Raw genomic sequence first — 13,258 nt, 5'->3', positions numbered from 1 at the left:
ATGTCTCTCGGATCAGAACTCGATCACGCCACGGAGGTTCTTGCCGGCGTGCATGTCGGCGTACCCGTCGTTGATCTGGTCGAGGGTGTACGTCTGGGTGATCAGCTCGTCCAGCTTGAGCTTGCCCTGGCGGTAGAGGTCGATCAGGCGGGGGATGTCACGATGCACCTGGACGCCGCCGTACACGTTGCCGCGCAACGTCTTCTGGGTCAGCGTGAACATCGCGAGGTTCATGTCGACGGTGGTCGACGCGAACGGCGACACCGAGGTGATCACCGTCGTGCCGGCCGGACCGGTCAGGTCGATGATCCCGCCGAGCTTGCTGCTGTCACCGACGCCGACCGAGAGGATCGCGGCGTCCGCCATCCGGCCCTGGGTGTGTTCGGCGAGCAGGGCCTGTGCCTCCTCGACGGAGGCGACGGCGTGCGTGGCGCCGAACTCGAGCGCCTTCTGCCGCTTCAGCTCGACTGTGTCGACGGCGACGATCATGTTCGCGCCGGCGTTCTTGGCGCCCTGGACGGAGTTGACGCCGACGCCTCCGCTACCGATCACGACGACGTTGTCGCCGGGCTCGATCTCGGCCAGGTAGACCGCGGCGCCCCACCCGGTGGTGACGGCGCAGCCGAGGAGCGAGGCCGCCGCGAAGGGGACGTCCTTGTCGATCGGGATCACGCAGCGCTCGGAGACGACTGTGGCGTCGGCGAAGGTGCCCAGGTCGCCGGTGGCGGCGACCTCCTGGCCCCGGGCGCGGAAGGGCTTGCTGGCGCCATAGTCCTGCAGCGAAGCGTTCATGCAGAGCTGGGAGCGCCCGCGCGCGCAGTTGCGACAGTGACCGCACGGCGGCTGGAAGACCAGGACGACGTGGTCACCGACCGCGACGCGGCTGACCCCGGGGCCGACCGCCTCGACGACGCCGGCGCCCTCGTGGCCGCCGACGAGCGGGAGCGGGGTGGGCATGTCGCCGGTCACCGCGTGGTCGTCGGAGTGGCACAGGCCGGTGGCGTGGATCTTGACGCGGACCTGACCCGGACCCGGGTCGGCCAGCTCGACCTCGTCGACGCTCCACTTCTCGCCGACGCCCCACAGAATTGCCGCTCTTGTCATTGCTCCCTCGTTTCTATGATGGAAACAACATAATAAGGACTTGATTGCAGCATCGTCAACGGGTGCGGCGCCGCCGGCGGTCGTGGGCTACGACGAGAACTGCAGCCCCTGGTAGCCCGCCGCCGTGGCAGCACGTACGCGCTCGCGGTACTGCGGAAGACCGCCGGCGTAAAGCAGGTAGGCACGCTTGCGACCGGGGACGTTGGAGCCGAACGCCCAGGACTCGGCGGTCTGCTGCAAGGTGCCGACGATGGTGCTGTTGACATGGTCGATCCACTCGTCCTCGGCCGACTCGGTGGTGCTGATCGTGGCGTAGCCGTGTTCGTCGGCGTACTCGATCGTGGACGCGACCCAGTCGGCCTGGAAGTCGGTGATCCGCGGGATCGTCCCGGTGACGCTCTGCGCGCCACCAATCATGAAGAGGTTGGGGAATCCGGCGGTCTGCATGCCGAAGAGGGTGCGCGGACCCGCCTCCCAGTGCTCCCGCAGGCTGAGTCCGTTCTCGCCGCGGATGTCGATCCTGTTGTACGAGCCGACGACAGCGTCGAACCCGGTCGCGAAGACGATCAGGTCGAACTCGTAGTGGCCCTCGCTGGTCTGGATGCCTGTCTCGGTGAACCGGACCATCTCCTCCTCCATCGTGGAGATGAGGGAGACGTGCGGCTCGTTGAAGACCTCGTAGTAGCCGTTCTCCAGTGGCGGACGCTTCTGGCCGAAGCCGTGGTCGGTCGGGATGAGGCGATCGGCGACCGCCGGGTCGTTGACCCGGGCGCGGATCCGCTCGGCGATGTAGGCCGTGCAGTTGTCGTTGGCCTCCTGGTTGACAGCGACGTCACGGAAGTTGCCGAGGGCCATCACCAGGCCGGGGGAGTCGTAGAGCTTCTCGAACCTCTTGCGCCGCTCGTCCGGGTCCAGGTCCAGCGAGGACTCCATCATCGGACGGTGAGGCGAGCCTGAGGGAGAGAGCTGGGTCGCCTCGAAGATCTCGTCGATCCGGTTGCGGATGTCCAGCATCCGCTCAGGGGTGATGTCGAAGTTGTTGATCGGCGTGCACCAGTTGGGCCGGCGCTGGAGGACGACGAGGCTCTCGGCCTCCCCGGCGATGATCGGAATGATCTGGACACCGCTGGAGCCGGTGCCGATCACGGCGACCCGCTTGTTCTTGAAGTCGACGCCCTCGGCGGGCCAGAGACCGGTGTGAGCCCACTCGCCACGGAAGTCCTCCAGCCCCGGGATCTTGGGGAAGGCCGGCGCCGAGAGGATGCCGAGTGCCGTGACGACGTACCGCGCCCGCCAGACCCGTCCGCTGTCCGTGGTCACAGTCCAGCGCCGGTCCGTCGCATCCCAGACCGCGGAGGAGACGCGCTGCTCGAGGTTGATCAGACCGCGCAGGTCGAAGCGGTCGACCGCGTAGTTGAGGTAACGCTCGATCTCGGGCTGGCCGGCGTACTCCTCGCTCCAGTCCCACTCCTCGATGAGCTCCTTGGAGAAGAAGTAGCCGTAGGTGTAGCTCTCGGCGTCGAAGCGCGCGCCGGGGTAGCGGTTCCAGAACCAGACTCCGCCGACGCCGGTGCCGGCCTCCAGCAGCTGGACGTCGAGGCCGAGCTCGCGCAGTCGGTACAGCTGGTAGATGCCGGAGATCCCGGCGCCGACGACCAGGGCGTCGAGCAGGGTTGCGTCGCTGCCTGCGGTGGTGAATGTCTGCTGCTCCGACACCGGGTTCCTCCTGCGCGATCGGTGCAACCCTTATTCATGTTGCACTCGTGATTCTATTAAGTCCCAACCATGATAACAGTGTTGATGGGAAACGTGGAGCGGGCCGGACCACACCGTGGTCCGGCCCGCTCGCGAGGGTGGTCTCAGGAGGTCTCGCGCGACCCCGGCGGAAACCGCAGGTGGACGTCCTCGATGCCCCAGGCCAGGCCGAGGTGCTCGTGAGGAGCCGGCGCGTCCGGGTCCAGCTCGAACCTCGGGAGGCGCCGGTGGAGCTCCGTGTACGCGATCTTCAGCTCGAGGCGCGCCAGGTGAAGACCCACGCAGCGATGAGGTCCGACGCCGAAGCCGAGATGGGGCTTGGGCGCGCGGTCGAAGACGATCTCATCGGGGTTCTCGTAATACTTCGGGTCCCGGTTGGCCGCAGCCAGTGGCGCGTGGATCCGGTCGCCGTGAGGGATGTCGACGCCCTGGAAGCGCACGGAGTCGACGGTGACGGTCCTGGTCGGAACCGGGGGCGTCGCCCACCTGATGAGCTCCTCGACCGCCGGGTCCAGCAGCTCCGGCGAGGAGAACATGCGATCCCACTGGTCGGGCCGGCCGGCGAAGTACACCGCACTCTGGGCCAGCACGCTCTGCACCGTGTCGAGCCCGGCGGTCATCATGAGCACGAAGAAGTCGAACAGCTCGTTGTCGGTCATCTTCGCGCCGTCGATCTCGGCGTCGAGCATCACCGACGTCACGTCGTCCTTGCGCGGCGCAGCCCGCCACTCCGGGATCTTCTCGAGCATGTATCCGCTGAACTCGACATGCGCCGCACCGCGGGCAGCCGCGTTCTCCTCGAGCGTGCCGCCGGGCACACCGTGCAGCAGGATCGACGTCCAGCGGTTCATCCGCTCGAGATCCTCCAGCGGCCAGCCCATGATCGCCAGGACCGTCGCGCCCGGGAAGGGCAGGGCGAACGACTCGACGAAGTCGCACCTCCCGGCCTCGATGAACCCGTCGATGAACCGGTTGCACTGCTCGCGCAGGTGGTCCTCGAGCTCGGCGACCTTCCGCGGCGCGAACTGCGGGTCGAGGTAGCGCCGGTACTGGCGGTGCTGGTCGCCGTCGATCTCGATCGGGATCATCGCCTGGCGGCTCCCGACGGCGTTGGTGCCGTCCGGCTCGTTCGGGAAGCTGACCACGCCCCGGTTGTTGAGGCGCAGCAGCTCCGAGATGTCGTCGTACTGCGTGAGCACCCAGCAGCCGTTGCCTCTGCCGGACCAGCTCAGCGGGAGCTCCACACGTCGCCTGGCCAGACCGTCGACCTGGGTCGCGATGCTGACCCCGGCGTACGGGTCGTAGTCGCGGCGGAGCCTCTCGCGGGTGTCCTCGGTCGTCTCGGTGGTCATGACAGCTCTCGCGATCCGGGAGCGAAGCGAAGGTGGACGTCGAGGACACCCCAGGCCAGGCCGAGGTGCTCGTGCGGCACCGGCTGCTCGGGGTCGAGCTCGAACTTTCCGATCCGGCGGTGCAGCTCCTCGAAGGCGATGGCGAGCTCGAGGCGGGCGAGGTGCAGGCCGACGCACCGGTGTGTGCCGACGCCGAACGCGAGGTGGGGCTTGACCGGACGGTCGAACACGATCTCGTCCGGGTTCTCGTAGTACTTCGGGTCGCGGTTGGCCGAGCCGAGAGGGGCGTGGACCCGCTCGCCCTGCGGGATCTTGACGCCGCGGATCTCGAGGTGGTCGTCGGTGATGGTCCGGGTCGGCACCGGCGGCGTCGCCCAGCGCAGCAGCTCTTCCACGGCCGTCGGCACGAGGTCCGGGTTCTCGAACATCCGGTCCCACTGGTCGGGCCGCTCGGCGAAGTACACGGCGCTGCGGGCCAGCACGCTCTGAACGGTGTCCAGGCCGGCCATCATCATCAGCACTGAGAAGTCGAACAGCTGGTCGTCGGTGAGCTTCTTGCCGCCGATCTCCGCGTCGAGCATGACCGACATGACGTCGTCCTTGCGCGGTGCGGCTCGCCACTCCGGGATCTTGCGGGCCATGTATGCGGCGAACTCCTGGTGGGTCCTGCCGCGGGCCGCGTTGCTCTCCTCCTCGGTGCCGCCGGGGACGCCGTGGAGGAGCACGTCCGCCCACCCGTTCATCATCTCCAGGTCCTCCGGCGGCCAACCCATGATGGCGAGAACCGTGGCTCCGGGGAACGGGACCGCGAACGAGGAGACGAAGTCACAGCGCCCGTCCTCGATGAAACCGTCGATCAGCCGGTTGCACTCCTCGCGGAGGCGGTCCTCGAGCTCGGCGACCTTCCTGGGTCCGAACAGCGGGTCCAGGACGCGACGGATCTCGCGGTGCTCGGGACCGTCGAGCTCGATGGGGATCTGCTTGTCTCGGGCGCCCGACAGGTTCAGGCCGTCCGGCTCGTTGGGGAAGCTCACCACGCCGCGGTTGTTGCGGCGCAGCAGGTCGGAGACGTCGTCGTAGTCCGTGAGGACCCAACAGCCGTTGCCGCGCGCCGAGTAGCTCACCGGCTTGTCGACGCGCCGGTCCGCGAGCTCGGCGAGGTGATCGGCGATGGAGCGGTCGGCGTACGGGTCGTAGTCGCGGCGGTACGCGGCTCGCAGCTCCTCGAGAGCAAGGTCGGTCATGAGGTCGCCAATCGTGTTACAAGTAATGTTTGTTCAACCTAGCGCCATAGTGGCGTAGATAACAGGAGTACGACAAGGGACCTCACAGACGATGGCCGTCCAGCTGGCCGATCGTGCGCTCGACCAGAAGGCTCTGCACCAGGTCGTCGCCGACCGACGAGGCGGCGAGGTCGCGGAGCAGCCTGAGGCCGCGTGCGCCGACAGCGGTCGCGACGAGGCGAGCCGCGTCGCTCAGCAGTCCGTCGAACGCGGCCCAGGACGGGTCGTCCAGGCATAGCGCCGCCGTGGGGGCGGGGATCAGCGCGGCGACCTCCGTGATGAGCGCGACCGGTTCCGCGCCTGCAGACTCGAGGCAGGCCGTGTCCGGTGCCGACTCGCTCGGTGTCGTCACCACCCCGACGCGATGGTGCCGCCACCTGCGATCGGCGATGGATCCGTGCGTCGGTCGACGTGAGGGCTGGTTCTGCGTGCAACGCTGCATTCGGGTGCCTGTCCTCGTGGGTGATGGGGTCGTCGTCTCGAGGACGACCGCCCCACCGTCCGCCCGGTGAGGTGCGCGGCACATGCGTAGAATGACGCAATCGACTACGTATGTGACCGCCGTCACGCTGTGGTCGAGGCGAATTTGTCAGTGTTGGGCCACGCCCGGGGTGGTGTCGTCGAGGCGAAGGCGGATGGTGCGCAAGGACTCGCGAGCCGCGGACGCCCTGCCTGCGGACATCAGCAGCCTGGTCGGTCGTCAGGCAGAGACGGCGGAGGTCCGTCGGCTCCTCAGTCATGCCCGGCTCATCACCCTCACCGGTCCCGGCGGTGTCGGGAAGACTCGTCTCGCCGTACACGTCGCCCGCACCGTTCGTAGTGCCTTTCCGGACGGCGCCCGACTGGTCCCACTCGCCGAGCTCTCTCAGCCCGACCTGGTCGCCTCCGCGGTGGCGGCCGTTCTCGGCCCGGCGCGCTCGGCGATCGCCGGAGCAGGTGAGCTGGTCTCGCTCGTCGGCGACCAGCGGCTCCTCCTGGTGCTGGACAACTGCGAGCACCTGGTCGAAGCCGTGGCCGACCTGGTCTCGACCCTGCTGTCCGGCTGCCCGAACCTGCACATCCTCGCGACGAGTCGGTCGGTGCTCGGCGTCGACGGCGAGGTCCGCTACCAGGTGCCCACGCTCGAGCTTCCCGATTCGGAGGCTGCCGTTCCGCCCGGCGTCGCGGTCACGTACGACGGCGTCGCGCTGTTCCTCGAGCGAGCCGGCCGCCTCAACGCGGACATCGCCGCCGGGCGGGTCGACGAGCTCGCCGTCGTCGAGCTCTGCCGGCGCCTCGACGGTCTGCCCCTCGCGATCGAGCTCGCCGCCGCCGGCAGCCGGTGGCTCTCGGTGGAAACGATGCTGGCCCAGGCATCCGGGCCACTCGAGAAGGTCACCCCAGCATCTCGGACCGCACCCGCCCGGCACCGTTCCGTGCGAGCGAGCCTCGACTACAGCCTGAGGCTGTGCTCTCCGGAGGCGCGGACGCTGTGGGGGCGGTTGTCCGTCTTCCGTGGCGGCGCGACGCTCCCGACGCTCGAGGCCGTCTGCTCCGGTGGGGACCTCGCCGGCCCGGAGTTGCTGACCGCGCTGTTCGAGCTCGCGGACAAGTCCCTCGTCGTGCTGAGCGGGTCGCGCTACACGATGCTGGAGACGATCCGGCAGTACGGCGCGGCACTCCTCGACGAGAGCGGTCAGCTCGCCGCGACCCAGTGGGCTCACCTGCACTACTTCGCCGAGCTGGCACGCGAGCTCCACCGAGGCTGGTTCGGTCCGACGCAGTCAGGCCTGCTCGCTCGCGCCAACGCGGAGCAGTCGAATCTTCGGGCCGCGCTCGAGTTCTCCCTTGCCGAGCCCGCGGGCGTCGCAGTCGGGCTGGGCATGGCCAGCGACCTGTGGCCCTACTGGATCGGATCGGGCAGGCCCGCCGAGGGGCGCCGATGGCTGGCCCGCCTGCTCGAGCTGGACGACGGGACGGCTCTCGACCGCCCCGCCGCACTCTGGACCAGCGGATTCCTCTCCGCGGTCGACGAGGACATCCCCGCCGCGCGACGTCTTCTCTCCGAGTGCCTGGCGACGGCCGAGGCTCGGGGTGACCTGGCCAGCGCTGCGCACGCTCGGTGCACGCTCGGCGTGGCGGACTGCTTCGAGGGTCGCATCGACGGGGCCATCGAGCAGCTCGAGGCCGGGATCGCACTGGAGCGCGAGGTCGACGTCGGCTCGGCGTACCTGGCCGACGCGCTCATCAACCTGGGCCTCGCCTGCTGCTACCGCGGCGACCTGGACCGCGCCCACGCCGTCCTCGAGGAGGCGAGCGGCCTCTGCGCGGCCAACGGTGAGGAGCTGCTGCTCTCCTGGGCCCGGGTCTTCCTGGCACTCGAGGCGCTGCTGGACGGCCGTGTCCTCGAGGCCGCCGAGCTCGCCCACGAGAGTCTCGCGCGCAAGCGCGAGCTGGAGAACGAGCAGGGGATGATGTGGGCCATCGAGCTCCTCGCCTGGGCGGCACTGGAGTCGGGTGACGCGCGGCGGGCGGCGCTGCTGCTCTCGGCGCGGGAGGCGAGGGCCCGGGATGTCGGACCGTCGTTCCACGGTCACCCGGGGATGCGCGAGCGGCACGCCGGCTACGCCGCGCGGGCGCGCGAGCAGTTGGGCGACGCCGAGTACGCCGCCGCGGTCGCGCGTGGCCGCCGGCTGTCGCTGGACGACCTGGTCGCCACGGCGCTCGGCGAGGTACGTGCGCCTGCGGCGGTCGGAGACTCTCCGCTCGGCGACCTGCCGCTGACACGCCGCGAGCGGGAGATCGCCGAGCTGGTGGCGACCGGTAAGACGAACCGGGAGATCGCCGAGGCGCTGGTCATCGCTCCCCGTACGGTCGACACCCACGTGCAGAACATCCTCACCAAGCTCCAGTTCACGTCGCGCAGCCAGGTCGTGGCGCTGGTGGCGGCGTCCCGCTCCTCCTGACCACGTGGCAAACACCACAGAAACTCAATTGGACGCTGGAAACTCACGGGCTGGCTAGTGCTGCTCAAGTTGCGTTGTTAGTTGTGTTTCTTCTCGTGAAGTCCTAGGGTCGGCCCATCATGAATGCCGACACGTCACCGACCCCGCCGTCGACCACCCCCCTGTCCGGTCTTCGCGTCCTGGACCTGTGTCGGGTCGTCTCGGGCCCCTTCGGTTCCCTGTTGCTGGCCGACCTGGGCGCCGAGGTCATCCGCATCGAGTCGCTCCCGCCCGCCGGAGGGCCGGTCGAGGTCGACCCCACGCGGCTCAGCGAGGACGAGGCCTTCAACTGGGGACTGAGTCGCAACAAGCACTCGGTCAGCATCGACCTGAAGTCCGACGATGGCCGGGCGATCTTCCACCGGCTCGTGGCCGAGGCCGACATCGTGGTCGACAACTTCCGACCGGGCGTGACGCAGCGGCTCGGTATCGACCGCGAGTCGCTGGCACAGCACAACCCCGGCATCATCACGTGCTCGCTCACCGGCTTCGGCGGCGACGGCCCGTGGGCGACCATGCCGGCGTACGACCCGATCGTGCAGGCCATGTCGGGCACCATGAACTACACGCGTCTCGACCCCGGACAGCCTCCGGTGCGGTGGGGCATCCCGATCGGCGATCTGTTCGCCGGGATCTTCTCCGCCATCGGAGTCGTGGGCGCGGTCATCCACCGCGACCGTACCGGCGCAGGACAGCACGTCGACGTCTCGATGCTCGACGTCATGCTCGCCCTCAACACCTACCGGGTGCCGCAGGCGCTGACGTTCGGCGAAGAGCCACTGCCCGCGCCGTTCGAGGGCGGCCAGGGCACGGTCCCGTTCGGGAACTTCGCCTGCAGCGAGGGCTGGGTCGCGATCTGCATCAGCCAGCGGATGTGGCCGGCGGCGGCTGCGGTCATGGAGCGGCCGGACCTGCTCACGGACGAGCGCTTCAACACCGGACCGGCCCGGCACGCTCACCGCGAGGAGCTGGTCGAGCTCCTCCAGGACGTCTTCAAGCAGCGCAGCGCCGACTGGTGGCAGGAGCACCTGATGGCGGCCGGCGTCGTGTGCGGCAAGGTCACCCGCGTCGCCGACGTCTTCCGCCACCCGCAGGTGCTCGCGCGCGACATGGCGGTCCAGATCACCGACGAGTTCGGCCGGACGGCGACCGTCGCGGGAGACTCGCTCAAGTTCAGCGACCCGGCCACGTGGTGGGCGCCGCGGCAGACGGGCGCCGACACCGCCCTCGTGCTCGGCTCGCTGCTCGGCCTCGACGGCGCAGCGCTGGAGCGGCTGTCCGCTTCCGGGGCGATCCACTGTGGCGACCCGCGCGGTGGCGTCGCTCTCCGGAGCCGCTCGAGTCATGGGGGCGCGCCCGAGGAGGCCCGGCAGGTCGGGCTGCCCCTCGAGGGCACGACCGTGCTCGAGATGAACGGCGACGAGCCGAGCAAGGCCTTCGCGGCGCAGCTCCTCGCCGACCTCGGCGCGGACGTCATCCGTGTTGAGCGTCCCTACGGCCAGGTCCTCGAGCCCTATCCGGACGAGACCCGGGAGGCATCGTTCCGAGCCGGGCTCAACAGGGGCAAGAGGAGCGTGACCGCCGACCTCAAGACGACCGAGGGTCGTGACTTCCTGCTCGGTCTGGCGCGCAACGCGGACGTGATCCTCGACAACTACCGTCCCGGTGTCCTGCGCCGCCTCGGCCTCGACTACGAGACGCTCAGCCAGTCCAACGAGCAGCTCGTCGCCACCTCGATCACCGGCTTCGGGCACTCGGGACCGTGGAGCTCCTACCCGGCGTTCGACAATGCCATCCAGGCGCTCGGCGGTGGAATGAGCATCAGCGTCGACCACACCCGCCCTGACGTCCCCGTCCGGTGGGGCAATCCGATCGGCGGTCTCACGGGGGCCATGTTCGCCGCGCTCGGGACGCTCGCCGCGTTGCGTCTGCGGAGCCTGCGCGGCCGTGGCCAGCAGGTCGACGTCAGCCTGCTGGACTCGCAGGTGGCGTTGCTCTCCTACCGTGCGCCGCAGGCAGTCACCGTCGGCAAGGAGTTCCTGCCCGAGCCGCGCCGCGGGGGGACCGGATCCCTGCCGTTCGGGGTGTTCCGCACCGCCGACGACCGGTGGTTCACCATCTGCATCACGCAGCAGTTCTGGTCGAAGTTCTGCCAGGCCGCCGATCACCCGGAGTGGATCGACGACCCCCGGTTCTCCACGGAGCTCGACCGTCGGGCGAACGAGGACGCGCTGTACGCACTGGTGGAGCCGAGCTTCCTGAACCGCACGGCTGCCGAGTGGGAGGCCATGTACTTCTCCCTCAAGCTCCCCGGCGCCGTCATCCTCAGCATCGGCGAGGCGTTCGCGCATCCGCAGGCGCTCGCTCGTGGGATGAGGATTCGTCTCTCCGACCACGACATCGTCGGGGGTATCGAGGTGGCGAACACACCGATCAAGCTCAGCGCAGCGCCTGACCTGGTGGCGGCCTCGTCCCCGACGCCGGGCGCCGACACCGCGCTCGTCGCTGTCGAGTTCGGCCTGGACACGCCGCCGGTCGACGTCCGTACGCCCGCAGAGCGTTGGCGCGCAACGGCCAGCGACACCGGCGCCGGCGTCTGACGAAGGGCCTTGAGCGGGGGGCGGGCGGAGTCCCCGGTGAACCGGGGACTCCGGAACTTCTCGGGTGTCATGCACCCGAGAAGTTCCGTTCTTCCCTGGGTCGTGTGGCGGATGGGGCTGGTGAGCGGCGCGCGGTCGCATGTCCGGACGACGCGGATTCATCTCGGCACCCAGGACGAGCGCGGCGCCCCGCTGCGACCGCGTGTCAAGCGACACGCTTAACGAAGGCGCTGCAGTACGGACAGGCAGTATCGATCAAACGGCGGTGCTCGCCTGTCCGTACGCGGCCTGTCAGCGCTCGGCCCGTCCCAGGGCGGCGGACCGGCCTCAGCGACCGACGACAGCCGGCTGGACGATGGCAATCCGGCGCAGGATCGCGCACGTGGCAGTGTCGGCCGCGTCGTCGTTCGCGAGCCGAGCGGCCAGGACGAGCAGGCCGGTGCCGTCGAGCTGAAGGCTGGGGAGCCGTGCGCCTGCCGCGGCGAGTGCGGGGACGTCGTCGGCGAGCGACTGCAGCCGACGGACCGCGGAGAGGATCAGATCCTCCCAGGCGAGGTAGCCGAAGGCGTCGTGGACGGCGGGGGGTCCCGGAAGGAGTGCTGCCGCCTGCTCGGCCAGCATCTCCACTCGCTCGTTCGCCACGACGGACTCCGTTCCTCGATGTAACCGCCGTCACGCACGCTACGTCGTTCGATAGGTATCGTCAAGCGACGCCATTGACAAACTGTGACGGCCGCTACAGACTCTCTGCATCCCGGATCCAGGCGAGGAGCACCATGACCGACGCAGTCACCGAGCAGCAGGACGCGCTGGCGCGTCACCTGCGCACGGCTGACCTGCTCCGGGAGCTCGACCCGGCCTTCGCGTCGGCCGTCGATGCGTTGGTCGACCATCCGCACCGTCGCGGGGTCCTTCGCGCGGCCGTGCGCGCCCTCGTCGTCGTGGCGGTCGAGTCAGTGATCCCGGAGGCGGACGAGCCGCGGCTGCGGGCAAGCGTCGAGGCGGCCCTCGCCGACGGCGCGTCCCGCGACGAGGTCCTGTGCACCCTCGAGATCGCGTGCTCGATCGGCCTTCACGCCGTCTCGGTCGGCCTGCCGATCCTGCTGGAGGAGATGGCGGCTGCAGGGGTTCTCCTTCCCCCGGTCACCGAGCGCCAGAAGGAGCTCCAGCGGACCTTGGAGACGCGCGGACCACGGCCGCGGCCGCTGAACGCCATCTACGCCGGCATCCTGCGCATGGACCCCGACTACTTCGAGGCCCGGGTCAGCGTCATCGACCTGCCGTGGGAGCGCGACGACGTGCTCGACCCCGAGACAAAGCATCTGCTCTCGATCGCGATCGACGCGGTGAGCCCCCAGCACTACGTGGACGGTCTTCGAAAGCATGTCCGCGAGGCACTCGCGATCGGAGTCGCCCCGGAGGCGGTGCTCGAGGTGCTCCAAGTTGCGTCGGTCACCGGACTGCGCACACTCGAGGTGGGCCTGGAGGTGCTCGACAAGACGCGCTGACTCCCTTCCTCCAACCGTGGTGGTTACGTATCCGCTGCCTTCGTCCACGCCTGGTCGCGTGGTGTCATCTAGTTGATGTGCTATGGTGCTGTCACGCGCTACACCATTGGAGGACCAATGTCCCGTGATCGCACCGCACGCATCCGGATCCGTCAGCTCCTGGCGACCTCGGGCCCGATCGTCGACCCCTCGGGGTACGCGACCGGCGTCCTGAAGGACGCTGTCGGCTACACGGGCTCGTCCGTGGCCTTCATCCAGCTGATCGCCGCGATGGACCGCGAGGGCGAGATCCAGCGTGAGATCCGTGGCAAGCGCACCTACAAGATCGAGGGCGTCGGCGTGCCGCCGACCCCGTCGGCCGGCGCACTGCACCCCGCCGACCAGGCGTCGGCGGTCGAGGCGATCGCCGCACCAGGGTTACCGGCGGTGGAGATCGACTACAAACTGCTCGCCCAGGCCATCATCCGCGAGCTCGCCGCAGAGGTGCGGCCGGCGGCTGCTGCGGACGACGACCGCCTCGCCGCGGAGCGCGACGAGTACGCCCGCAGGCTCGCGGTCGCGCGCCAGCAGCTCGACCAGCTGCTTGGCCAGCCGATCGGCGCCGCACCCCAGGGTGACGACGCCACCGTCGGCCACGCGGCCGACTGAGCCGCCGACCGAGCACTGGAAGAC

Annotated in this window: 10 protein-coding genes; 4 read left to right on the top strand and 6 right to left on the bottom strand. The window is 69.3% G+C overall.

Translation table 11 applies throughout. The features are described from left to right. Window positions 1–12: 12 nt before the first annotated feature. From ABD205_RS02150 to ABD205_RS02130, 5 genes are all read right to left on the bottom strand, one after another. Window positions 13–1,104, bottom strand: coding sequence for a Zn-dependent alcohol dehydrogenase (locus ABD205_RS02150; protein WP_344041931.1), 1,092 nt, complete (start codon window positions 1,102–1,104; stop codon window positions 13–15). An 87-nt stretch (window positions 1,105–1,191) separates the two neighbouring features. Continuing rightward, entirely contained in the window at window positions 1,192–2,820 is a 1,629-nt protein-coding gene (locus tag ABD205_RS02145) for a flavin-containing monooxygenase (RefSeq protein ID WP_344041929.1), read from the bottom strand. Window positions 2,821–2,963: 143 nt separating this feature from the next. Beyond that, the gene (locus ABD205_RS02140) at window positions 2,964–4,211 is read right to left on the bottom strand and encodes a cytochrome P450 (RefSeq protein ID WP_344041927.1); all 1,248 of its coding nucleotides are present in this window, start codon (window positions 4,209–4,211) and stop codon (window positions 2,964–2,966) included. Next, on the bottom strand, window positions 4,208–5,455 hold the full coding sequence (locus ABD205_RS02135) for a cytochrome P450 (RefSeq protein WP_344041925.1): 1,248 nt from the start codon (window positions 5,453–5,455) through the stop codon (window positions 4,208–4,210). The genes ABD205_RS02140 and ABD205_RS02135 overlap by 4 nt, the downstream gene beginning before the upstream one ends. An 82-nt stretch (window positions 5,456–5,537) precedes the next feature. Further along, entirely contained in the window at window positions 5,538–5,846 is a 309-nt protein-coding gene (locus ABD205_RS02130) for a hypothetical protein (protein WP_344041923.1), read from the bottom strand. Window positions 5,847–6,129: 283 nt separating this feature from the next. Between ABD205_RS02130 and ABD205_RS02125 the strand changes: the two genes are divergently transcribed. Further along, the gene (locus ABD205_RS02125; protein ID WP_344041921.1) at window positions 6,130–8,439 is read left to right on the top strand and encodes an ATP-binding protein; all 2,310 of its coding nucleotides are present in this window, start codon (window positions 6,130–6,132) and stop codon (window positions 8,437–8,439) included. A gap of 119 nt (window positions 8,440–8,558) precedes the next feature. Beyond that, window positions 8,559–11,078 carry a CaiB/BaiF CoA transferase family protein gene (locus ABD205_RS02120; protein ID WP_344041919.1) on the top strand — a complete coding sequence of 840 codons (2,520 nt, stop codon included), beginning with the start codon at window positions 8,559–8,561 and terminating at the stop codon, window positions 11,076–11,078. Window positions 11,079–11,405: 327 nt separating this feature from the next. Here ABD205_RS02120 and ABD205_RS02115 read toward each other — a convergent pair whose 3' ends face one another. After that, window positions 11,406–11,720 (bottom strand): hypothetical protein, encoded by a 315-nt coding sequence (locus ABD205_RS02115; protein ID WP_344041917.1) that lies wholly within the window; start codon window positions 11,718–11,720, stop codon window positions 11,406–11,408. 134 nt (window positions 11,721–11,854) lie between these two features. Here ABD205_RS02115 and ABD205_RS02110 point away from each other — a divergent pair, with 134 nt between their 5' ends. Both ABD205_RS02110 and ABD205_RS02105 read left to right on the top strand, forming a co-directional pair. Then, the gene (locus tag ABD205_RS02110) at window positions 11,855–12,586 is read left to right on the top strand and encodes a carboxymuconolactone decarboxylase family protein (RefSeq protein WP_344041915.1); all 732 of its coding nucleotides are present in this window, start codon (window positions 11,855–11,857) and stop codon (window positions 12,584–12,586) included. Window positions 12,587–12,703: 117 nt separating this feature from the next. Continuing rightward, window positions 12,704–13,234: a hypothetical protein gene (locus ABD205_RS02105; RefSeq protein WP_344041913.1), complete on the top strand. Its 531-nt coding sequence runs from the start codon at window positions 12,704–12,706 to the stop codon at window positions 13,232–13,234. Window positions 13,235–13,258 lie beyond the last annotated feature (24 nt).

Origin of the sequence: Nocardioides panacihumi (assembly GCF_039530925.1) — a bacterium.
Taxonomy (GTDB): domain Bacteria; phylum Actinomycetota; class Actinomycetes; order Propionibacteriales; family Nocardioidaceae; genus Nocardioides; species Nocardioides panacihumi.
This window is presented reverse-complemented; position numbering and strand designations above follow the sequence as displayed.